General features: G+C 61.2%; 23 protein-coding genes and 2 tRNA genes. 17 read left to right on the forward strand and 8 right to left on the reverse strand.

Annotated elements, in window-relative coordinates:
* The first annotated feature begins 7 nt into the window (after nt 1-7).
* Entirely contained in the window at nt 8-703 is a 696-nt protein-coding gene (locus V4R08_RS04105; protein ID WP_335578168.1) for a phosphatase PAP2 family protein, read from the forward strand.
* A 406-nt stretch (nt 704-1,109) separates the two neighbouring features.
* Here V4R08_RS04105 and V4R08_RS04110 read toward each other — a convergent pair whose 3' ends face one another.
* Both V4R08_RS04110 and V4R08_RS04115 read right to left on the reverse strand, forming a co-directional pair.
* Complete coding sequence (locus tag V4R08_RS04110; protein ID WP_335578169.1) at nt 1,110-1,376, reverse strand: BolA/IbaG family iron-sulfur metabolism protein; 267 nt, start codon at nt 1,374-1,376, stop codon at nt 1,110-1,112.
* Between the two features lie 695 nt (nt 1,377-2,071).
* Nucleotides 2,072-2,146 (reverse strand) — tRNA-Glu (locus tag V4R08_RS04115).
* Nucleotides 2,147-2,424: 278 nt separating this feature from the next.
* On the opposite strand from V4R08_RS04115, the gene V4R08_RS04120 reads away from it, so the two are divergent.
* Nucleotides 2,425-2,676, forward strand: a complete 252-nt coding sequence (locus V4R08_RS04120; protein WP_335578170.1) for a hypothetical protein — start codon at nt 2,425-2,427, stop codon at nt 2,674-2,676.
* A 106-nt stretch (nt 2,677-2,782) separates the two neighbouring features.
* Here the strand turns inward: V4R08_RS04120 and V4R08_RS04125 are convergent, their stop codons facing one another.
* Entirely contained in the window at nt 2,783-3,232 is a 450-nt protein-coding gene (locus V4R08_RS04125; RefSeq protein WP_335578171.1) for a VOC family protein, read from the reverse strand.
* Between the two features lie 208 nt (nt 3,233-3,440).
* Between V4R08_RS04125 and V4R08_RS04130 the strand changes: the two genes are divergently transcribed.
* Nucleotides 3,441-3,776, forward strand: a complete 336-nt coding sequence (locus V4R08_RS04130) for a hypothetical protein (RefSeq protein ID WP_335578172.1) — start codon at nt 3,441-3,443, stop codon at nt 3,774-3,776.
* A gap of 46 nt (nt 3,777-3,822) precedes the next feature.
* Here V4R08_RS04130 and V4R08_RS04135 read toward each other — a convergent pair whose 3' ends face one another.
* Nucleotides 3,823-4,029: a hypothetical protein gene (locus tag V4R08_RS04135; protein ID WP_335578173.1), complete on the reverse strand. Its 207-nt coding sequence runs from the start codon at nt 4,027-4,029 to the stop codon at nt 3,823-3,825.
* Nucleotides 4,030-4,473: 444 nt separating this feature from the next.
* Here V4R08_RS04135 and V4R08_RS04140 point away from each other — a divergent pair, with 444 nt between their 5' ends.
* The 4 genes from V4R08_RS04140 to V4R08_RS04155 all read left to right on the forward strand — a co-directional run bounded on the left by V4R08_RS04140 (nt 4,474) and on the right by V4R08_RS04155 (nt 6,722).
* Nucleotides 4,474-5,127 carry a cold-shock protein gene (locus V4R08_RS04140; RefSeq protein ID WP_335580176.1) on the forward strand — a complete coding sequence of 218 codons (654 nt, stop codon included), beginning with the start codon at nt 4,474-4,476 and terminating at the stop codon, nt 5,125-5,127.
* A gap of 174 nt (nt 5,128-5,301) precedes the next feature.
* Entirely contained in the window at nt 5,302-5,793 is a 492-nt protein-coding gene (locus V4R08_RS04145) for a DUF192 domain-containing protein (protein WP_335578174.1), read from the forward strand.
* A gap of 250 nt (nt 5,794-6,043) precedes the next feature.
* Nucleotides 6,044-6,120 (forward strand) — tRNA-Pro (locus tag V4R08_RS04150).
* A 182-nt stretch (nt 6,121-6,302) separates the two neighbouring features.
* Nucleotides 6,303-6,722: a GTA-gp10 family protein gene (locus V4R08_RS04155; protein ID WP_335578175.1), complete on the forward strand. Its 420-nt coding sequence runs from the start codon at nt 6,303-6,305 to the stop codon at nt 6,720-6,722.
* Nucleotides 6,723-7,037: 315 nt separating this feature from the next.
* Here the strand turns inward: V4R08_RS04155 and V4R08_RS04160 are convergent, their stop codons facing one another.
* On the reverse strand, nt 7,038-7,364 hold the full coding sequence (locus V4R08_RS04160) for a hypothetical protein (RefSeq protein WP_335578176.1): 327 nt from the start codon (nt 7,362-7,364) through the stop codon (nt 7,038-7,040).
* Between the two features lie 504 nt (nt 7,365-7,868).
* Here V4R08_RS04160 and V4R08_RS04165 point away from each other — a divergent pair.
* The 4 genes from V4R08_RS04165 to V4R08_RS04180 all read left to right on the forward strand — a co-directional run bounded on the left by V4R08_RS04165 (nt 7,869) and on the right by V4R08_RS04180 (nt 14,036).
* Nucleotides 7,869-9,680, forward strand: a complete 1,812-nt coding sequence (locus V4R08_RS04165) for a carbamoyltransferase family protein (protein ID WP_335578177.1) — start codon at nt 7,869-7,871, stop codon at nt 9,678-9,680.
* A 201-nt stretch (nt 9,681-9,881) separates the two neighbouring features.
* Nucleotides 9,882-10,187 carry an ETC complex I subunit gene (locus V4R08_RS04170; protein ID WP_335578178.1) on the forward strand — a complete coding sequence of 102 codons (306 nt, stop codon included), beginning with the start codon at nt 9,882-9,884 and terminating at the stop codon, nt 10,185-10,187.
* Between the two features lie 208 nt (nt 10,188-10,395).
* A complete protein-coding gene (locus V4R08_RS04175; protein ID WP_335578179.1) occupies nt 10,396-12,000 on the forward strand; it encodes a carboxyl transferase domain-containing protein in 1,605 nt (534 codons plus the stop codon).
* Between the two features lie 2 nt (nt 12,001-12,002).
* The gene (locus V4R08_RS04180) at nt 12,003-14,036 is read left to right on the forward strand and encodes an acetyl/propionyl/methylcrotonyl-CoA carboxylase subunit alpha (RefSeq protein ID WP_335578180.1); all 2,034 of its coding nucleotides are present in this window, start codon (nt 12,003-12,005) and stop codon (nt 14,034-14,036) included.
* A 22-nt stretch (nt 14,037-14,058) separates the two neighbouring features.
* Here the strand turns inward: V4R08_RS04180 and V4R08_RS04185 are convergent, their stop codons facing one another.
* Nucleotides 14,059-14,406, reverse strand: a complete 348-nt coding sequence (locus V4R08_RS04185; RefSeq protein ID WP_335578181.1) for a DUF6481 family protein — start codon at nt 14,404-14,406, stop codon at nt 14,059-14,061.
* 290 nt (nt 14,407-14,696) lie between these two features.
* Between V4R08_RS04185 and ndk the strand changes: the two genes are divergently transcribed.
* The 3 genes from ndk (at nt 14,697) to V4R08_RS04200 (ending at nt 16,556) form a co-directional block, all read left to right on the forward strand.
* A complete protein-coding gene (gene ndk, locus V4R08_RS04190; protein WP_335580177.1) occupies nt 14,697-15,119 on the forward strand; it encodes a nucleoside-diphosphate kinase in 423 nt (140 codons plus the stop codon).
* A 26-nt stretch (nt 15,120-15,145) separates the two neighbouring features.
* Nucleotides 15,146-15,967, forward strand: a complete 822-nt coding sequence (locus V4R08_RS04195) for a YjbE family putative metal transport protein (RefSeq protein ID WP_335578182.1) — start codon at nt 15,146-15,148, stop codon at nt 15,965-15,967.
* 385 nt (nt 15,968-16,352) lie between these two features.
* Nucleotides 16,353-16,556, forward strand: a complete 204-nt coding sequence (locus V4R08_RS04200) for a cold-shock protein (protein ID WP_335578183.1) — start codon at nt 16,353-16,355, stop codon at nt 16,554-16,556.
* 92 nt (nt 16,557-16,648) lie between these two features.
* Here V4R08_RS04200 and purN read toward each other — a convergent pair whose 3' ends face one another.
* A complete protein-coding gene (gene purN, locus V4R08_RS04205; protein WP_335578184.1) occupies nt 16,649-17,299 on the reverse strand; it encodes a phosphoribosylglycinamide formyltransferase in 651 nt (216 codons plus the stop codon).
* 14 nt (nt 17,300-17,313) lie between these two features.
* Nucleotides 17,314-18,384 (reverse strand): phosphoribosylformylglycinamidine cyclo-ligase, encoded by a 1,071-nt coding sequence (purM, locus tag V4R08_RS04210; protein WP_335578185.1) that lies wholly within the window; start codon nt 18,382-18,384, stop codon nt 17,314-17,316.
* A gap of 173 nt (nt 18,385-18,557) precedes the next feature.
* On the opposite strand from purM, the gene V4R08_RS04215 reads away from it, so the two are divergent.
* From V4R08_RS04215 to V4R08_RS04225, 3 genes are all read left to right on the forward strand, one after another.
* Entirely contained in the window at nt 18,558-19,100 is a 543-nt protein-coding gene (locus V4R08_RS04215) for a CDP-alcohol phosphatidyltransferase family protein (RefSeq protein WP_335578186.1), read from the forward strand.
* A 49-nt stretch (nt 19,101-19,149) separates the two neighbouring features.
* Entirely contained in the window at nt 19,150-19,830 is a 681-nt protein-coding gene (locus V4R08_RS04220; RefSeq protein ID WP_335578187.1) for a P-loop NTPase family protein, read from the forward strand.
* Nucleotides 19,831-19,955: 125 nt separating this feature from the next.
* Nucleotides 19,956-22,157, forward strand: a complete 2,202-nt coding sequence (locus V4R08_RS04225) for an RNA degradosome polyphosphate kinase (RefSeq protein ID WP_335578188.1) — start codon at nt 19,956-19,958, stop codon at nt 22,155-22,157.

A 22,157-nucleotide genomic window follows, 5' to 3' on the forward strand; every position in this document is an offset into this window, starting at 1 on the left:
TGATGTGATGAATTCATTAACGACGACACTTATGAGTCTTGATAAAGAAATTCTGCTTTCGCTCAACGCATTCGGTGGAGGAAATAACAACCTCTGGGATCTCGCGAACAATTCGCTCTTCAGGGGATTTCCATTGTTCTTTTCGATTCCCGCCCTGTGGTTCTCCAGCGATCAACCGGAGCGTCGTGGTCGAATGCTGGCCGGACTGTTGGCGGTCTGTTTGGCGACAATGCTATCGGTTTGGTCGCAGTTTCACATCGCGGTCCACACGCGGCCAATTTTGGACTTGGCAATTCCTCTCGACACCGTCATTCCGCGAACACCATGGGACCGAACGAATTCGTTTCCGAGCGACACAGCGACCTTGTTTTTCGGCCTTGCTGCCGTAATCTTTGTAGAAAAGCGTTTGGTCGGATTTTTCTGCTTTGTTTGGGTCGCGGCACTAGTCGCGATTCCCAGGGTCGTTGTCGGACTCCACTATCCAAGCGACATCATTGGTTCGTTTGTTCTTGGAACGGCAATCGTTTTCATTTTTACCGCGCTTCCATACCCAAGGGGCCTGTTTGAACACGCGCTCACTTGGTTCGAAGGTCGCCTGTATATCGTTCACGCACTTTTATTCATTTTTTTGGCGGAATCGTTCGACCTGTTCCCGAGCTTGCAAGCTCTTGGAAAAGTGTTCGCGCGATTGCTTCACGCCTAGATGTTTCAGCTTTTCAATGGTTTAGATGAGAGGTGGCGCTCCCTAGCGGAGCCGAAAAATGTGCTGCTGGTGATACTTAGACGGAAGTGGGTCACAAATCAGTTTCGTTGTATTCCGGTGCTTTCCGTAGGCGTGTGGCCCACTTTTCCGGTTTGTTTCTGCCTGATGGCTATAGCAAGGGCAGCCCGCAGAAATCACAAAGGCGTTTGTTCTTATCTGGCGCCACGCGCGCTGGGGCGTGTACTCATAAATCGAGGTTCGTGAACGGCTTCGACCCATTGTCCGCTATCCGGCGAATTGTAGACTCAAACCGGACGTCGCCTCATGTCCGAAAAGGGCCAAAAGCAGACGTCACGTCACATTGCGCGCGTTCTGTTCCGGTGGAAGCTGGCCTGCTAAATCCGGCTCAAGACGCAGCGGGCGTTCGAGTTCTCAGACTGTCGACGGCGTGCACCGGGGGCGCGTCACCCCGCATCAAGTGGGCGATTGCGCCGTACACCAACCGCTGGCTCGCAAGCATGCTCATGCCGGCGAACACGGGCGACGTCACTTCGATGCTGAAGTGTCCCCCACCGCCGTTGACTGTGGCTTGTGAATCGTGAATCTGCTGCTCGATGGCCTCGCGCAGCGCGTCGATGACGGAACCTTGGAAATCGGTTGGATGGGATGACATAGTGCTCCTTTTTATATGGCAATGTCGCGATCTGCGCCAATGAAACTCTGGAACTCCCCCGACGCATTTATCTCGCGGACGATGTCCGTAGCCCCCGATAAACTGTCCGTCAACGCACAGTTGCGGAATCATGGGCCACTGGGAGAATTCCTTGATCCCATCACATCTCTGGTGAATCCAGCACGTCGGCGGCTTCGTAGCTCAACAGCAGCTTATTGCACCTTGAAAGTGAGCGCTAAAAACGAAGAAGGGGTCGCTGCTAGCGACCCGCTCGTCTTTATTCGGCGGCTCGTTGTATGAACCTTGATCGTATTCGCCGCCTCTACCTATAGGCAAATGTGAACTGTTGAGACGTCTAAGTTGAGTGAGTGCCATAGTTTCATCTTGGCTCCTTCTCACCACTAGGTCGTTTGTGGGTCAGCAACTGACATCGGAGCCGTGGCGGCGAAGGTCTGCAATGGGTCATTCGCGTTTGCTTCTGACATATCTGCAGCATGTCCGCCGTCGGGCAACGCAATGCTGATGTAGCCCTGTGCGGCCGGCGTCAAGAGTAGCGACGAGTCGATGCCCTTCTCATGTCAGTTTCTCCAGTGAGTGAAGGCCGAAGTGTGAGACGTTGGCCGAGAAAGCGGTTCGATTCCGCGTGGCCCACCGAGTTGTAAAACATTCGATATATCAGTAACTTATTTCGGGATTGGCGCTCCCTAGCGGAATCGAACCGCTCTCTCCACCGTGAAAGGGTGGCGTCCTAACCGATAGACGAAGGGAGCTGAACTTTTCAGCGACGAATCGCGCCGTCGTTTCAGTCTCAAATCCGCTGCGATATTGCCGTTAAATCAATATCCTATAATGATTTGATCAGACGGTGTCTCCGGGCGGCGGTGAACCGGACCGGCGGCAGCGGCGGAACGTATAGTGGCGTTTGCCCGGAGGGGCAAGCATTCTCCCCGAACGATGCCGAAGCGGTGCAGGGTCTAGCCTGGCCGAAAAAGCGATGCAGACGAGGCCGCGGGCAGGCCGAGGCGTCAACTCCGATGGAGCATCCGGCATGATGATATGGCGATCGTTGTATGGATTGCTTGTGGTGCTGTCCGTCGCCGACTTGTCCGCGTGGGCACAAACGCGCGATTCACACTTCTCCGGCCGCGACATCAAGACCGAGCAGCCGGTCAAAAAATCGGGGCCGTCCGCGCGAAAACCCTGTCCGGAATTCGGACCCGGCTTCGTCAGGGTCGAGGGATCGTCGAGTTGCGTGCACATCGGCGGCAGCATCGGCGTCGATGCCGGCACGGGACGCTGACGCTGCGTCGGGATGCCGGAGCGCGTTCAGCACACCGATAGGGCGCAACGAGCGCGCAGGCATGAGACGCCCGCTCAGCGAGACCGATCAAAAGCCGTCCGCGGCCTCACCAATGACCGGTGTTGGGCATTGAACTCCACGGCTCGGCCGGCGGCCGGGCATCGCCCTTTTGCAACAGCTCGATCGAGTGCAGGTCCGGCGAGCGGATGAACGCCATCTGGCCGTCGCGGGGCGGGCGATTGATCGTAACCCCGAGCTTCATCAATCGGTCGCACGTCGCATAGATGTCGTCGACCTCATAGGCGAGGTGGCCGAAATAGCGGTCCTCGCCGTATGTCTCCTCGTCCCAGTTGTAGGTTAGTTCGACCAGCGGCGCGCCGCGGCCGCTGGATTGCTTAACGAGGTTTTCGTCCTCGGGGGCGCACAGAAACACCAGCGTGAATTTCGCCTTGTCGTTGTCGACGCGCCGGACTTCCTTCAGTCCCAGCGCATCCACGTAAAACTTCAGTGCGATCTCGAGATTGCGCACGCGCAGCATGGTGTGGAGATAGCGCATGTTCCAAGTCTCCCTGCTTCCAAGTCTCCCTGCGGACATATAATTTTGCTTTGTCACCTGATAACAGCAAAATCCATGTGAGAGCAGACAAAAGCGGATTTCCGGGAAAAGCAAAAAATACGGGTGGATTGAATCCGGCCGCTCCGGTTCTGCAACCAAACCAAATGGACCGCGTTAATTCGCCGATGCTTCGCGAGAGGACAGGGACATGAAAAAGACGGCGATCATGATTGCGACCGTGGCGACAATTGGCGCTGTTGTGGCGGCGCCGGCACCGGCTCAGGCGCATGGAATAGGGCCGGGTCTTGGATTCGGCCTTGCCATCGGCGCGCTGGCCGCGGGCGCAGCGGCGAGTTCATACTATTATGGACCCTACGGGTATTCCGGAGGCTATTACGGGCCGCGCTACTACCGGCCGTATTATGGACCGGTCTACTACGGCGGGTGGTCCCCAGCCTACTACGGCGGCTCTTATGGGTATTACGGAGGTCCATACCGACATTGGCATCATCGGCACTGGCATCATCGGCACCATCACTGGTGATCCGACGCAGGGATCACAGGTCGCAATGCCTCAGGGATGAAGCGCATCATTCAGGGGTATTGGCGACGTTGGTCGGCTGCGACCCGTCGAGTGTTCTGCCTATACGAGCGCGAACGGATTTGTAGTATTCGTCCCGTTCCTGTTGGAGCTTGGCTTGATGCGCCTTGAAATTGGCGACGCGCCGCGCGATGTCGGCTCGCTCCGATCCTGGCCTGTCTTCCGGACCCGTCTGATTTTTTTGTTCGTGCGCCATTACGATTCTTTGACTCCGGCATTTGCGCTCTGTTTGGAACAATTTCAACAAAGCGGATGGGGCGCGTCAATCGAACGTATTTGCGAAGGAGCTATTCGCGCCCGCAACGCCCGATGAATGAAATAATGAGGTGTGCCGCCCGACTCCCGCGATCATGGCCAGCAAACGCGGCGCGGCGCTGATGATCCTCGACGAAGAGCCGTCGGACAGCCGATTTTGTCATCCGGATCGACATCGGCGTCACATAGATGGTCGATCTGGAATCGGAAAAAATTGATTCGCACATGTGCAAGACTGTTCATAGGTCGCGGTCAATTTATTTTTTGTCTTGCGACGCCGGCGAGAGTGTTATCTTTTGATTCGTGAGATTCGTGGGGCTATATACGTTTGTTAATGACGGTGTCGCACAGACGACAGCCGCAGTGATGTGTGGGGTCCTGGGTCATGGGGTCGGATGGTTTTGAATCCAGGAAGTTTGGAGGCTCGGCGGTGAGCGATCACCTCGGGTCGAAGGACTTTTCTGGAACGGCGGATCGGGAATCGGGGGTTGGTCCGTTTACGGGGCTTGGAGAATCCCCCGCGAACATTGTCGAGATCAGCGGCGTCATCAAATGGTTCGACGCTTCAAAGGGCTACGGTTTCATCGTCCCTGATAACGGCTGGTCGGATGTGCTCCTGCATGTCACCGTGCTTCGTCGCGACGGCTATCAGACGGCTTACGAGGGCGCCCGTCTGATCTGCGAATGCGTGCAGCGAGCAAAGGGCTATCAGGTGTTCCGGATCACCTCCATGGACGAGTCCACCGCAATTCACCCGGCGCAGATGCTGCCGCCGCGGACCCATGTCAGCGTAACGCCGACCAGCGGCCTGGAGCGGGCGCAGGTGAAATGGTTCAACCGGTTACGCGGTTTTGGTTTCTTGACGTGCGGCGAAGGGACGCCGGATATTTTCGTTCACATGGAAACGCTACGGCGCTTCGGCATGACGGAGCTTCGACCGGGACAGTTCGTGCTGGTCCGGTTCGGGCCGGGCTCCAAGGGCATGATGGCGGCAGAAATCCAGCCGGAAACCGGCGCCCCCAGCCTGTCCTCTCACTGATCTGGCGAGCGGACCGCCGCCGAAGGCGCCCCGCGCCGGGTTTGACCGCTTGAGGCCCGACCTTCCGGAAATCGTGTTTTGTGGCCGCACGGCCGGCCGGCTATTGCTCGCGTCGTGGCTGGTGGTCCGTTTCCGGCGGCTACGCATGATCCTTTGTTCCTGACAGGTTGCCAGATGATGCGAGTGCGGAAGGTCGGTCTTGGGTGGCTGCGCGCCGGCTTGTGGATTGCGCTGCTTTGGTGGATCGGCGTGGTCGCGCCGGGCGGCGCCGGTGTCCATGCCGCCGAATTCCAGCCGCTGGAAATCGCGACCCGAGCCGGCGTGAAGATATTCTCGGTCGAGATGGCGACGACCGAGAAGGAGAAGGAGACTGGACTGATGTATCGGAAGCATCTGCCGGACGGGCAGGGCATGCTGTTCGATTTTTCTCCGGCTCAGCAGGTGTCGATGTGGATGAAAAACACCTACATCTCGCTCGACATGATATTTATCGGCCCTGATGGCCGCATCCTCCGGATCGCCGAGAACACCGAGCCGCTCTCGACCCGGATCATTCCCTCACGCGGTCCGGCCAAAGGTGTGCTTGAGGTGATCGCGGGGACCGCGAAAAAGTATGGCATCGCGCCGGGCGACAGGGTCTCGCACCCGCTCTTCAACGGCCATTGAGGTCCGTTAGAGCATTTCCCGGTGAAGTGGCACCGGTTCACCGTAAGGAAATTCGACCACTCAATAGCTTGGAGCGTTTTCGAGCGAAGCATGTCCTCGGGCTTGACCCGAGGACGGGTCACGGTTCGCGTCAAGAAAACGCGCCAAATCAAAGTCATAGAGCCCCGTTTGCGATTCCATCAGGAGCGGAGGCTCTGGGCGGCTTGCTGGGCCAGTCGGAAGCATGTAACGACATCGGTTCCCAGCAGATCGGGGTATAGCGCAGCCTGGTAGCGCGGCAGTTTTGGGTACTGCAGGTCGTTGGTTCGAATCCAGCTGCCCCGACCAATAGAATCAATGGCTTTGATAGTTCTTCAGCACGCAAATCTTCCCATAAAATTCGACCGGGAAGGCTATGGGAATATTGTGATGTCGACATATTTCGGGAGCGAAGCCCCGCGCCCTCGAGGTCAGCGCCGGCGTCGCAAGATCGCCGACAGCATCACCAAAGCAATCGAAGAGGTTTTGAAATGATCGACCGCAGCACTAGCACTTGCTCTCGGCAGCTTCAGTTTGCCGGCAAGGTTCGCACCTTCAATTTGAATGACCCCAGGGTTCTCGCCATGATCGCAGGCGGGGCGAAATTGAAGCAGGTCGCCAAGATGGTCACGATTGCTCGTCTCGGCATAGGCAGGGCGCCGTTTGCCGGACAATACGGCGACACCCCGGAGGCTTGCCATAAGCGCTTTCTCGAACAGATCTATTCGGTTACGGATGTGGAGAACGTGATCGCGCTCGGATTGATTGGTGGCGGGATGGCCGAAGATGAAGCGTTCGCGCTTGTCGATGAGCATGTCACTGGTAAGCCACTCGAAGCCAACGCGCTGATTGCATCGGAAACCATTGCCGCGCTGTGCGACCGCAGCGAGAGAACGAAACAGACGCCCTAGGAGGCTTACCGTTCTGATGGAATCAGAACAGGCGCTCCAAGCTTTTGAGTGGTCGCATTTCCTTACGGTGACCCGGTGTCCACTTCACCGGGAAATGCTCTAGCCGGGCTGATGTTCTACCTTATCGGTTTGTTCGCCGCGCCATTCTCAAAACCCGTATCGCGGGATAATGAGCGGTCGAAGCAAGGCAGAGCATTAACGCCAACAAGACTTTTCTGATAGGTGTCATCTTCTCTTGAATGCATCCCATCCAAGGGAAGGGGCGCGCCAGCGGACCGGCGCACCCCTTTAGTGCTTGCGAAAAGACCGGGCGGATCAGTACGGGCAGATCGTGCGGCCCCAGCGCGGGCTGTAGTAGCAACCGGGCGCCACGAAGCCCCAGCCGCGCCCGCGACCCCAGCCGCGTCCGCGGCCAACACCGCGACCCCAGCCGCCCCCGCGACCCCAGCCGCGTCCGCGGCCAATACCACGGCCACCGCCGCGTCCACCGCCGCGCCCGCGGGCTGCCGCCGACGTGGTCGATCCGGCGATCACAACCGAAGACACGCCGGCAACGCTGACAAAGTACACGCAAACCATCGCCGCTGCCGCCAGGACGCGGGTGACGATGCTGCGTTGCGCGCTCGAACTTTTTTGAGCCATCAGGAGAAACTCCCATTCTGTTGGCACCGTCTTGAGCCAGACCATTATCGCGACAAGCATTGTCGCGATTATAAGGCGGTCAGTTCGCTTTGGTTCGGTGCATGATGCAAATAATACAGATCAACGAATTTGAGCGTGTCGCCGTTCAGGGTTTCGGTCGGCTTCCCGCCCGGTCAAAGGTCGGCCCGTGACGCTTGCAGGTTCAAGCGTCGTGGTGAAAAAGCCTGGAAATGTTGCGGGATGTCAATGAGAAACCCGGCATTGCCATCCCCGGCCTGCGTATCCTCCGGTTGCAATGGGCCGTTTTCAGGCATCGGCCCATTTGGGCCCATTTTCTGTTCCGGCCGCCATGAACTTAATTTCCCGCACAAGCGACGCACAAGGGCAGGCATAACGTGGCCCGCCGGCGGTGTGGCGCGTTAACCACTCATTCGCGTACGGGCTCGGCTCCTCGAAAAGGTGCGGAGCCCGAATTCTTCCTCCAGATTGCCCCGGCAGAGGCTCATGTCAAAACAGCACACTTATGTTCTCGGTCTCAACACCTACGATCACGACGTGAGCGCCTGCCTGCTTCGCGACGGCGCCGTCGCTTGCGCCATCGCCAAGGAACGGATCACGCGCGAAAAGCACGCCAGCGGGTTTTTTAAGGAAGTCATCGACTATTGCCTGAGCGCCGAAGGCATCGGCATCGGCGACGTCGATCTGGTGGTCCGCAATTGCTACATCCTTCCCGTTGCGGAGATGGAGGAGCGGCTGATCTATCAGGACATGCCGGGATTCCTTCCCGCCGAGGAGCGCCCGGATGCGCACGACCATCCGTATTTCCGCTCGCGCTCCGACAAGGTGGTGTCGATCTCCCACCATCTGGCGCACGCCTACAGCGCCTTTGCGGCCTGCCCGTTCGATGAGGGCGCGATTATGATCGTCGACGGCGTCGGCAGCTATCGTTCGGACGTGACCGAGCCCTATCCGGAAAGCGACGCCGCATCGCCGCTCGCGCGGGAATCGGAGAGCTACTACCGGTTCAGCGGCGAAACTCTCGAAAGCCTGAAGAAGGTCTGGATGGAGCCGGACCGCGGCTTTTTCAGCGACGAGTTCTACAACATGCCGGGCCTCGGAGCGCTTTACAGCCGCGCCTCGACCTACGTGTTCGGCGACTGGAACAAATGCGGCGAGTTGATGGGGCTCGCACCGTACGGGCGCCGCGAGCAGGTCAAGTCGCTGATGGAGATCGCCGACAATCAGCTCACGGTCCTGCGCTGGTCGGCCGAGTTCAACCAGCCCTATGTCGTCGACGGCGGCGGAAAATGGGACAGCAGCCCCTCCATGCGCCATTGGGAGGATTTGGCGTGGCGTGTTCAGGACGACACCGAAAAGGTGCTGCTCGCACGCGCCAAGTGGCTGCGGGAAACCACCGGCGCGAAGAACCTCTGCATCGCCGGCGGCGTGGCGCTGAACTGCGTCGCCAACGGACGCATCGCGCGGGAGGCCGGATTTGAGAATGTCTGGATTCAGCCCGCGGCAGGGGACGACGGCATTGCGATCGGTTGCGCCTATTACGGCTGGCTCGAAGTGTTGAAACAGCGTCGCGGATTCGTGATGGAGCACGCCTATGTCGGCCGCAGCTACTCGGATGCCGAGGTCGACGCAGCAACCAAGCGCGCGATCGTCAAGGTCCAGACGGCGGCGGTGCGAAGCTCGAACGTCTACGCCGAAACCGCGAAACTTCTGGCGGATCAGAAAGTCATCGGCTGGTTTCAGGGGCGTTCCGAATTCGGCCCGCGCGCGCTGGGCAATCGCAGCCTGATCGCCGATCCGCGCAAGGCCGATATGAAGGACATCCTCAATAGCCGGGTCAAGCACCGCCAGCCGTTCCGCCCTTTCGCGCCCATTGTGCTGGCCGAACGCATGACGGATATCTTCGAGGGCGACGAGGACTCGCCGTTCATGCTGATCGCCAAGGCGGTTCGGCCAGAGTGGCGCGACCGGATTCCGGCGGTGGTTCACGTCGACGGCACCGCACGGGTGCAGACCGTGCGCGAGAGGACGAACCCTGCGCTCTATCGGCTGCTGAAGGAATTCGAGGAGCTGACCGGCATTCCCGTGCTGATCAACACGTCATTCAACGTCAAGGGTGAGCCGATCGTGGAGACACCGCGCGATGCCATGCGCTGCTTCCTGACCACGGGCATCGATCATCTCGTGCTGCACGATACGGTGATTTCCAAGAAGGGGCTGCACCGGATCGTGGGGCCGCTTGTCGGCATCTATACCGACGTCGGCGCCGTCGTTATGTCGAACCTCAGGCAGGCCTGATCGACCGGATGCGCCGTCGTGCCTTGCTGGCGCGGAACATGAGATTGTCATGTCGCAACATAAAGATTATATTCAGCAGGGCGTTAGGCGCTTCTGCCGACGGATACGCAGGTCGAATTCCAGACCGGCGAGTTTTTCGGAAAAAGCGCCGGTTTCAAACAGATCGGCGCAAGTTCGCATAGCAGCAGGTCACAGCGATCCATGACAGCACGTATCTTCAAGCCCGCTAAAAACGCGATGCAATCGGGGGTCGCTCAGACCAAGGAATGGCAACTGGACTACGAGCCCGAGCAGGCGCGAGTGATCGAGCCGCTGATGGGCTGGACCAGTTCCGGCGACATGAAACAGCAGATCACGCTTCGCTTCGAGACCAGGGAGGATGCGATCGCCTATTGCGAGCGCGAGGGCATTCCCTATGAGGTGATCGAGCCGACGGTAAAGGTGGCGAGAAAGGCCGCCTACGCCGACAATTTTGCCTTTCGCCGCAGCGAACCCTGGACGCATTAGACTACCCGTCATTGCCGGGTTTCAAGCGTGGATGCCCGGCATAGAGCCGGGCATGACGGTTCAATCAAATTTCATCCCGCCTTAGCGCGCGAGGCCGGCTGCCGGGAGGAAGCGCCGAACCACGGTTGACCTTGCCGGGGAGGGCGGGGCACCCTAGGCCGGGATTGCGGGCGTGAGAGTCAACGCCTGCCAACCATCCTGGACTGTCATGGCGCTTCGTTCCGGTGTCGATCCCACATCCTCCGATTTTGCGCGCAACACCGAGGCGATGAAGACTCTCGTCAACGAACTGCGCGACAAGCTCGCGAGCGTCGCGGGCGGAGGCGGCGGGACAGCGCGCGCCCGCCATACGTCGCGCGGCAAGATGCTGGCCCGCGACCGCGTCGATCTGCTGCTCGATCCCGGCACCGCGTTTCTCGAACTGTCGCCGCTGGCGGCGAACGGCATGTACGGCGGCGATATCCATTCCGCGAGCATCATCACGGGTGTCGGACGCGTCTCCGGCCGCGAATGCGTGATCGTCGCCAACGATGCCACCATCAAAGGCGGCACCTACTATCCCATGACCGTGAAGAAGCATCTGCGGGCGCAGGATATCGCGCGGCAGAACAATCTGCCCTGCATCTACATGGTGGATTCCGGCGGCGCCTTCCTGCCGCAGCAGGACGAGATCTTTCCGGACGAGCGCCACTTCGGCCGCATCTTCTACAACCAGGCCAACATGTCGGCGCTAGGCATTCCGCAGATCGCGATCGTCATGGGATCATGCACCGCGGGCGGCGCCTACGTGCCGGCGATGTCGGACGAGAGCATCATCGTCCGCAATCAGGGTACGATCTTTCTCGGCGGTCCGCCGCTGGTGAAGGCCGCCACGGGTGAGGTCGTTACCGCCGAAGAACTCGGCGGCGCCGATGTGCATTCGCGGCAGTCGGGCGTCACCGATCACTATGCGCAGAACGATGCCCATGCGATCGGGATCGCGCGCCGCATCGTTTCCGCTCTGAAACCGCCGCAGCGCGCGTTGCTGAATATGCGTGCGCCGCGTGAGCCGCTGTTCGCGAGAGACGAAATCTACGGCGTGGTACCGGCGGACGGTCGCAAGCCGTTCGAGGTGCGCGACATCATCGCGCGCATCGTCGACGGCTCCGAGTTCGATGAATTCAAGAAGCTTTACGGCCAGACGCTGGTTTGCGGTTTCGCCCATATCTGGGGCTATCCGGTCGGCGTTATCGCCAACAACGGCATCCTGTTCAGCGAAAGCTCGCTGAAGGGCGTGCATTTCATCGAGCTATGCTGCCAGCGAAACATTCCGCTGGTGTTCCTGCAGAACATCACCGGCTTCATGGTCGGCAAAAAGTACGAGGCAGGCGGCATCGCGCGCGACGGCGCCAAGCTGGTCACGGCGGTTGCGACCGCTGCCGTGCCGAAGTTTACCGTGGTGATCGGCGGTTCCTACGGCGCGGGCAATTACGGCATGTGCGGCCGCGCTTACTCTCCACGATTTTTGTGGATGTGGCCGAACGCGCGGATTGCCGTAATGGGCGGCGAGCAGGCCGCGACGGTGCTGAGCACGCTGCGGCGGGAGAGCATCGAAGCCAAAGGCGGCACATGGTCCGCGGAGGAGGAGCGCGAATTCCAGGCGCCGATCCGCGCACAATACGAGAGCCAGGGCAATCCCTATTACGCCACCGCGCGGCTGTGGGACGACGGGGTGATCGATCCCGCCGACACCCGCCTCGTGCTGGGGCTCGGATTGTCGGCGGCAGCGAACGCGCCGATCGAGCCGACGACATTTGGCCTGTTCAGGATGTGACCATGGCCAAGCGTCCGCAGTACCGCCGTTTCCAGACGCTCCTGATCGCCAATCGCGGCGAGATCGCCTGCCGCGTGATCCGTTCCGCCCGCGCCATGGGCCTGCATACCGTTGCCGTCTACTCAGAAGCCGATCGCGACGCGCTGCACGTCGGCATGGCCGACGATGCCGTGCTGCTCGGACCTGCGCCCGCCCGCGACAGCTATCTCGATGTCGACAAAGTGATCGCTGCCGCCCGTCGGAGCGGCGCGGAAGGCATCCATCCCGGCTACGGATTTTTGTCCGAGAATGCCGCCTTCGCACAGGCCTGTGCCGATGCTGGCCTCGTGTTTGTCGGTCCGACCGCTACCATGATGACCGCGATGGGCTCGAAGTCGCGCGCCAAGGCGCTGATGGAAAAGGCGGGCGTGCCGCTGGTGGCGGGCTATCACGGCGAGGCGCAGGACGACGCCACGCTGCAAGGTGCGGCAGATCGGATCGGCTATCCGGTGCTGGTGAAAGCATCCGCCGGCGGCGGCGGCCGCGGTATGCGGATCGTGCGGTCGGCGGCGGAGCTTGCTCCGGCCATCGTCAGCGCCAGGCGCGAGGCCATGGCGGCGTTCGGCGACGACCGGATGCTGATCGAAAAATACGTCGACAATCCCCGGCACATCGAGGTGCAGGTGATCGGCGACAGCCACGGCAATCTGCTGTCGCTGTTCGAGCGCGAATGCACGCTGCAGCGGCGGCACCAGAAGGTGGTCGAGGAGGCCCCGTCGCCGACGCTCGATGCAGCGGGACGCGAGGCCGTCTGCGCAGCAGCGCGCAAGGCGGCCGGCGCGGTGAACTATGTCGGCGCGGGCACCGTCGAGTTCGTGTCCGACGGCAATGACGTGTTCTTCATCGAAATGAACACCCGCTTGCAGGTCGAGCATCCCGTGACCGAACTCATCACTGGCGTCAATCTCGTCGAATGGCAACTCCGCGTCGCTTTCGGCGAAAAGCTGCCGCTGACGCAGGATCAGATCAGACTGAACGGCCACGCCATCGAGGCACGCGTCTACGCTGAAAACCCGAACAAGAACTTCATGCCGTCTGTCGGTCGTATCAGGACCTGGCGGACGCCGCCCGAGGTCGACGGCTTGCGCATCGATTCCGGCTACCGCGAGGGCGATACGGTCTCGCCGAACTACGACGCCATGCTCGCCAAGGTGATCGCGTGGGCTCCGACACGCGAGGCCGCGATCGGCCGGCTCGACCGCGCCCTGCAAGAGACCGATGTCCGCGGCGTGATTACCAACATTCCGTTCCTGTCCGCGTTGGTGACGCACCCCGAGGTGCGCGCCAACGCGATCGACACCGGCTTTATCGAGCAACACCTGAAAGACCTGACCGGGACGCCGGCCGTGCCGGGCGAGACCGAGCTTGTCGCCGCCGTCGCCGCGATCCTGCAAACGGAAAGCAAGGCGTCCCGACCGGACGCGGCATCGCCCTGGCAAACCGCCGGATGGATGCCGGTTGGCCGTCGTCAGCGGCGGTTCGCATTCCGTACGGGCCAGACCGAGCACAAGGTCACGTTCGCCTATGGCAACGGGCCGGACCAAATCCGGATCGGGGAGCGGGACCTCGCATTCTCATACGCGCTGGACGACGCCGGAGGCCTTGTGCTCTCGCTGGACGGAATGCGAAGCCACGTTGTCTCCGTCGTCCAGGGGCGCGACCTGTACTTGCGGACGCGCAACGGCCGGTTCGAACTGCACTTGGCCGATCCCTTCGGTGGAGACGACGAGGAGCAGGCCGGCGAAGATCGCATTGTCGCGCCATTGCCCGGCATCGTGGTCGCGCTGCTCGCGGAGGAGGGCGCGGTGCTGGAGAAGGGCGCACCCATCCTCACGCTGGAAGTGATGAAGATGGAGCAGACGTTGCGCGCGCCCTACGCCGGCAGGCTGAAAGAGCTCAAATGCAAGGTCGGCGATATCGTGCAGGAGGGCGTCGAACTCGCCGACATCGAGCCCGCCGCTGCCGTTTCAGCCGGACTGGTGCAAACGTCGACATGACCAACGTCCGTTGTATCGCCGGCTATTTCTTCCGCTCTTTTCTGGCGGCATAGCGGGCATCGCGCGCCGCCTTGCGTTCGACCTCGAGCGCGGCCTCGGCTGCTGCGGCTTCTTCCTTTTCCCGGGCGAGCTGCGCGGCGGCGCTGGCAGCGGCCTCCGCCTCGCGGGCTTTTCGCGCGGCCTTCTCGGTCTCGCGGGCCTGCCGCGTCTTGTCGCGGGCAGCCGCCAAGGCCTCGCGTTCGGCCTGCCTTTGCTTCACGGCGGGGTCGTCGGGGCCGGGCTTCGCGCGAAACTTGTCGAGAATACTTTTCCGGGCCTCAAGCGCCGCCTTTTGGCGGTCAGCGAAGCCGGGCTCCTTGAATCCACTCATCTATCGAGGCCTGTTCCTTCATCGCAATGCGGAGGGCTTATAGCAGCTTCGCCATCCATGCGTTGTGAAAAACGCATTCGCGGGCGCGCTTTGTTATCCCTTGTCGTCACCATATTGCACGAAAATTAACGGATTTTCGGCGCCGCGTGATCCCCGGCGCGTGTTGCTCCCCGCATTGGCCCCGCAAAGGCTTTTGGCTTGGCGTCCGCGCGCCGGCCATGCTTGCCGTCGATGGTGCGCGCCGATATAAGCGCCGCAATTCCCACGACCGCTACATCAAGGACGATATCATGGCGATTGAACGCACCTTTTCGATTCTCAAGCCGGACGCAACCGCGCGAAACCTGACCGGCGCGATCAACGCCCTGATCGAGAAGGCCGGGCTTCGGATCGTGGCTCAAAAGCGCATCCGCATGACCCGCGAGCAGGCCGAGACCTTTTATGCCGTGCACAAGGCGCGTCCCTTTTTCGGAGAGCTTGTCGAGTTCATGATTTCCGGTCCCGTGGTGGTGCAGGTGCTCGAAGGCGAGAACGCCGTGCTCAAGCATCGTGACATCATGGGCGCGACCGACCCGTCCAAGGCAGCCGACGGCACCATTCGCAAGCTCCATGCGAAGTCGGTCGGTGAAAACTCCGTGCATGGATCGGACGCGGCCGAGACCGCTGCGGTCGAAATCGCCCAGTTCTTCTCGGGCAACGAGATCGTCGGCTAGGCGGCGAGGCGAGGGACGGACGGGCATTGGATTCGCTGCTGCACATCTTCGATCTGGCGGCGATCACATCGGTCTTCGCTGAATTTCGGAGCGAGGTGCAGCATCCGGCATTCTGGCTCGCCGTCGGCAAGATCATCTGGATCAATGTTCTGTTGTCCGGCGACAACGCGCTGGTGATTGCGCTTGCCTGCCGCGGGCTGGCGCCGCCGCAGCGCCTTTGGGGCATGGTGTTTGGGGCCGCCGCCGCGGTTGTTCTCCGCATCGTTTTTACCGGGATCGTCGCGACCCTGATGGAGTTGCCCTACCTCAAGCTGGCCGGGGGGCTCGCGTTGCTGGTGATCGCCGCCAAATTGCTGGTGCCGGAAAAAGAGGACGGGGAGGTCGCGGCGGCCCGGCATCTGTGGACCGCCGTTCAGGTCGTGGTTGTCGCCGACATCGTCATGAGCCTGGACAATGTGATCGCGGTCGCGGCCGCGGCGAACGGCAGCGTGCCGCTGTTGGTCATCGGACTGGCCGTCAGCGTTCCGCTGATCGTGGCAGGTGCCGCGCTGATCATGATGCTGCTGACACGCCTGCCTTTTCTGGTGTGGGCCGGCGCGGCGTTGCTGGGCTGGATCGCAGGCGAAGTCATCGCGACCGATCCGGCGGTCGCGCCGCGACTGCATGGGCTGTTCGACACGGGCGCCGGCGTCTTCCTGGATGCGGTGCTGGCGCGATTCGGCATCGCGCCGCAATTCGCCGCCGGCGGAGCCGGTGACGAGATTTTCTGTGCCGTGCTGGGAACGATGATCGTGCTGATCGCCGGCTGGATCTGGCGCAATCGAATGCAGGGCGCAGAGCGTTTCTGAAGCGGGTAGATCGATATTCGTCGTCCCGGCAATCCACGTCCTGAACGCGCTCAAACATGTGGATAGTTTGGAACATCGGCGAGCGAAGCGACGGCGGTGTTGGAACGGCCGCGCCCCGCCACGAGGCGTTGAAACGCTTTATCATCAACCGGTGCGGTCGCCGCGTCGTTGTTTTGAAACCGCGGATTCGGTCAGTTTCACGATCACTTGTCATGACTTGCTAAGAGGTAATTTTCGTGTTGCAATCTTGGCGCAGTCGGATCCGAGCCCGCTCGTTTGTGCGTTTCGCTATGCGGAGGTTCAGCAGACACCAGGAGGCCCGCTTGCGGCGTGGTGCGCGAGGTGCGTGGCCGCGTCTTTTTTGTATCCAGACAGGAGACAGACGATGCAGAAGGGCACCGTCAAATGGTTCAACCCGACGAAGGGGTATGGATTCATCAAACCGATGACCGATGACCGGGACGTATTCGTTCACATCTCTGCGGTTGAGCGCGCTGGCCTCAGCACTCTCAATGAAAATCAGGTTATCGAATACGACCTGGTCGAAAATCGCGGCAAGACCTCCGCTGAAAATCTGAAGGTCTCATAATTCGTCACGTTCTCGCGATTGTGCGGGTCGTCGTAACGTGTTCTCCCCCGGTCGCAGGCCGGGGGATTCGTTCTTGTCCGGTCCGGATCCGGTCAGATCACCGATGGCGAGATCAGGCTGTCGTCCGGACTGGCATTTGCCGACGTCTGGCAGATATCGTCATCCAGTTGTGTGCCGCCGCTTGCGACAAGCCGCAGCGCGTCCGGGTAGATGCGATGCTCGATCTCCAGCACGCGCGCGGCCAGCGTCTCCGCCGTGTCGTCGCCTCGCACGGCGACCGCGCCCTGCATGACAATGGGGCCGGCATCGGTTTCCGCAATGACGAAATGGACGGTGGCGCCGGAGATCTTCACGCCGGCACGCAAGGCCTGGCCGTGAGGATCGAGGCCGGGAAACGACGGCAGCAGCGACGGATGGATGTTGAGCATCCGTCCATGCCAGCGCTGGACGAATTCGGCGGTGAACAGCCGCATGAAACCGGCGAGGCAGATCAGCTCGATGCGTTTGTCGTCCAACGCCGATTGCAGTTTGGTTTCGAACGCCGCGCGGTCCTTGCCGAACGGCTTGCTTTCGATGACGACGGTGTCGATGCCGGCCGCCTTGGCTCTGGCGAGGCCCTCCGCGCCGGCCTTGTTGGAAATAACGACGGCGATTTCAGCCGGAAAACCCTCGGCCTTTGCGGCTTCCACCAGCGCCGTCATGTTCGATCCGCGCCCGGAAATCAGGATTGCGACGCGCTTCATCGTCTCACCCTGCCTTATATCGCGAGATCGAGGTGGTTGTCGTAAACGACGCGGTCGCCGCTGGCCTCGATAACGCTACCGAGCAACGCAACCCTTTCGCCGGTCTGCGTCAGCACGTCCACGACCTGCTCGACCGCGTCGCGCCGCACGATCGCGATCATTCCGACACCGCAGTTGAAGGTTCGCAGCAATTCGAATTCGGCGATGCCGCCCTGTTTTGCCAGCCATTTGAACACCGGCAGCATCGTCAATCTGGAGAGGTCGATGCGGATGCCGAGATGTTTGGGCAGTACGCGGGGAATGTTTTCGGTGAAGCCGCCGCCGGTGATGTGGGCAAGCCCCTTCACCGCGCCGGTTTCGCGGATCGCGCGCAGACAGGATTTGACGTAGAGCCGGGTCGGCGTCAGCAGCGCGCCGCCCAGCGTGGTGACCGGTGCAAATGGGGCAGGGGCGCTGAAGCCCAGCCCCGAAGCCTCGACGATCTTCCGGACTAGTGAATAGCCGTTGGAATGGACCCCGGACGAAGCTAACCCGATCACCGCATCGCCGGCGGCGATATCGCGGCCGGGCAGCAGGGTGCCGCGTTCGGCCGCGCCGACTGCGAAACCCGCCAGATCGTAGTCGCCGTCCTTGTAGAGACCCGGCATTTCGGCCGTTTCGCCGCCGATCAGGGCGCAACCCGCCTCCCGGCAACCTACCGCGATGCCGGCCACAATCGCCGACGCAACCTCGGGATCGAGCTTGCCGCAGGCAAAATAGTCGAGGAAGAACAGAGGTTCCGCGCCTTGAACGACGAGATCGTTGACGGACATGGCGACGAGATCGATCCCGATGGTGTCGTGCATTCCGGTTTCGATTGCGATCTTGACCTTGGTTCCCACGCCGTCGTTGGCCGCGACCAGAACCGGGTCCGTGAAACCAGCCGCCTTGAGGTCGAACAGTCCGCCGAAGCCGCCGATTTCGGCATCCGCGCCTGCGCGCGCGGTGGCGCGCACCATCGGCTTGATGAGGTCAACCAGCCGGTTGCCGGCGTCGATATCGACGCCAGCGTCTGCATAGGTAAGGCCGCTCTTCCGATCGGTCATGCAATAACGTCCGAAGAATTTTCCGGCTGGTTACGTCGGATTCCGGACTCGCGCAATGGCTCGCAAAGCCCCATCAAGCATATACTATGTAGACAAGAGGTTGATCCGGGCCGCGGAAGCCTCGAATCCCCGAGCCGCTTGCGCGGAAACGGGCCGGAGGCGGGAAGCGTCGCGTGAGTATTCCGAATATTATTACACTCGGCCGTATTCTGCTGGTGCCGATCATTGTCTGGGCTATCGCCTCCAATCAGATGGAAATCGCTTTTGCGATCTTTGTGATCGCCGGCGTCAGCGATGCGGTGGACGGATTTCTCGCCAAGCGCTTCGACATGGCGAGCGAACTGGGAGCGCTTCTGGATCCCCTGGCCGATAAGGCGCTGCTGGTCTCGATCTTTGTGGCGCTCGGCATCTGGGGCGCCATTCCCCGCTGGCTTGTCATCCTGGTGGTCTCACGCGACATCATGATCGTCGGCGCCGTGATCGTGTCGTGGTTATTCAACAAACCGATTCCCATGAAGCCGCTGATGGTCTCGAAGCTCAACACGGGAGCGCAGGTTGCGTTCGCGGCGCTGGTGCTGGCTGCGCTCGGCTTTGGATTCGATTCCTCGCCCTACGAGGCTATTCTCATGGCGATCGTCGCGGTCTTGACGTTGCTTTCAGTCGCCTTCTATGTCGTCGAGTGGGTGCGCCACATGAGCACCATCGAGCAAAGCTGACGACCATATCGACGGCAGGCGCGAGTTCGTTCCGGCAAGGAGTAGATGCGTGGCAGGCCGTCCCCGACCCCGTCAACTCGCATTGGCGCTGCCCCACGCGGAAAGTCTTTCGCGGGACGATTTTCTCGAAGGTCCCGCGAACGCGGCGGCGCTGTCGCTGATCGAGAGTTGGCCGGAATGGCCGAACCGGGTCATGCTGCTGGCCGGCCCTGAAGGTTGCGGCAAGAGCCATCTTGCGACGATCTGGACGGAGCAGGCGGGCGCGCGTTCCATAAGCGCGCACGGCCTGACTGCGGCGGCGGTGCCGGGAGCGCTGGCGACGGGGGCGCTCGTCGTTGAGGACCTCAACCCGCAAGCCTTCGACGAGCTTGCGCTGTTTCACCTGATGAATCTCGCCCGCGAGGACGGCGCGTTCGTCCTGATGACGGCGCGGGTGCCTCCGGCCGCCGTCGAGATCGGGTTGCGCGACCTTCAGTCGCGACTTCGCGCGGTGCCCGTCGTGACGCTGATGCCGCCCGACGATCAGTTGCTCCGGGCGCTGATTATCAAGTTCTGTGCGGACCGCCAGATGACCATCGACGAGACGGTCGTCAATTTTATCGCAACGCGGACCGAGCGCTCGTTTGCTGCCGCCCGCCACGCCATCGAAAGGCTCGATGCCGAATCGCTGCGGCTTGGCAGGCCGGTGACGCGCGCGCTTGCCGCCGAATTGCTGCGGAACCGCGACTGAGCGATCCCGCCGGCCGCCCTTGACGCGCCGGCCTTCGGGAACATCAATGTCATTGAAACGTCATCGAGCCGGCCCAAAGTTTGCGGCTGCCGCGCGACCCGATGAGGATACGGACCGACATATCAATGGAATCAGTTCAGGCTATTGTTATTGAAGAGAAAAATCTGAGTCCGGAACCCGATTTCGCAATACGGACCAGCACAGAACGGTTCATCAACCGGGAGCTATCCTGGCTGAATTTCAATCGCCGGGTGCTTGAAGAGTCGGTTAATCCCCGCCATCCCGCGCTCGAACGCGTCCGCTTCCTGTCGATTTCCGCCAATAACCTTGACGAGTTCTTTATGGTCCGTGTCGCCGGCATCAAGGCGCAGGTGCGGGAAGGGATCACGGAGCGTAGTCCGGATGGGCTGACGCCGTCGGAGCAGCTCGTTCTCATCAACGAAACCGTCTCGAATCTCGCGAGCGATCAACAGGCGATCTGGCGGGATCTGCGCCACGTGCTGACTGAGGTCGGCATCGTCCTGATCGACGGTAAGGACGTCACCAAGGCCGAGCGGACGTGGATCGCGGACCACTTTCTCCGCAATATCTTCCCCTTGCTGACGCCGCTCGCTATCGATCCGGCCCATCCGTTTCCATTCATTCCGAGTCTTGGCTTCACCATCGCGCTGCAGCTCGCGCGCACCTCCGACGGCAAGCCGATGAATGCGCTGATCCGTATGCCCGGCAAGATCGACCGGTTTCTGCGGCTGCCGCCGGCCGGCAAGGACGACCCCGTCAGGCTGATCACGCTTGAAGGCGCCACCAGCCTGTTCATCGACCGGCTGTTTCCAGGCTACACGGTCAAGGGGCAGGGCGCGTTTCGCATCATCCGGGACTCTGAGCTGGAGATCGAGGAAGAGGCGGAAGATCTGGTTCGCCTGTTCGAGACCGCGTTGAAGCGCCGCCGCCGCGGGTCCGTCATCCGGCTTGAGGTCGAAGCTGCAATGCCGGCCGAGCTGCGTGCATTCGTTCAGCGCGCATTGTCGGCGGCCGACGACGAAGTCTTGCTGGTGGACGGCGTCCTGGCCATGAACGAGCTGTCGCAACTGACACGGCTCGACCGGCCCGACCTTGAATTCGTGCCGTACGTCCCGCGCCATCCCGAGCGCGTGCGCGATCACGGCGGCGACGTGTTCGCTGCGATCCGGCAGAAGGACCTGATCGTTCATCATCCGTATGAATCGTTCGACGTCGTCGTGCAGTTTCTGCAGCAGGCCGCGCGCGATCCTGACGTCGTTGCGATCAAGCAGACGCTCTATCGCACATCCAACAACTCGCCGATCGTGCGGGCGCTGGCGGAGGCCGCGGAGGCGGGCAAGTCGGTCACGGCGCTCGTTGAGATCAAGGCGCGGTTCGATGAAGAAGCCAACATCCGGTGGGCGCGCGATCTCGAGCGCGCCGGCGTGCAGGTGGTTTACGGCTTCCTTGAACTGAAGACGCACGCCAAGCTGTCGCTGGTGGTACGCCGGGAAGGCGGCAGTCTCTCGACCTATGTTCACACCGGTACCGGCAACTATCACCCGGTGACCGCACGCATCTATACCGACCTGTCGTATTTTACGTCGGATCCGATCATCGGCCGCGATGCGGCGCGCGTGTTCAATTACATCACGGGCTACGCAGAGCCGAGGGACATCGAGAAGATGGCGGTGTCGCCGCTGACCTTGCGCAACCGGATCCTCGACCACATTCGCGGCGAAGCCGGTTTCGCGCGCCACGGCAAGCCGGCCGCGATCTGGATGAAGATGAATGCGCTGGTCGATCCCGATATCATCGATGCGCTGTATGAAGCGTCCCAGGCCGGCGTCTCAGTGGAGCTGATTGTGCGCGGCATTTGTTGTCTGCGGCCCGGAGTTCCCGGATTGTCGGAAAACATTCGCGTCAAGTCCGTGATCGGCCGCTTTCTGGAACACGGCCGGATTTACTGTTTTGGAATGGGGCAGAACATGCCCGGACCGAAGGCCGCTGTGTATATCTCGTCCGCGGACATGATGCCGCGCAATCTCGACCGGCGCGTCGAAGTGCTGTGCCCGTTGCAAAATGTGACGGTGCATCAGCAGGTTCTTGAGCAGATCATGGTCGCGAATCTGAAGGATACCGAACAGAGTTGGCAGTTATTGCCGGATGGATCGTCAACGCGTATGAAGGTCGCGAAGGGTGAGGAGCCCTTCAACCTGCACAACTATTTCATGACGAATCCGAGTTTGTCCGGCCGTGGAAAGTCGCTCAAGGAATCCTCGCCACGCCGCCTCACGCGTCGCGCAGAGCGGCAGCCGCCGGCGTAG

The organism is Nitrobacter sp. NHB1 (genome assembly GCF_036964665.1).
Taxonomy (GTDB): domain Bacteria; phylum Pseudomonadota; class Alphaproteobacteria; order Rhizobiales; family Xanthobacteraceae; genus Nitrobacter.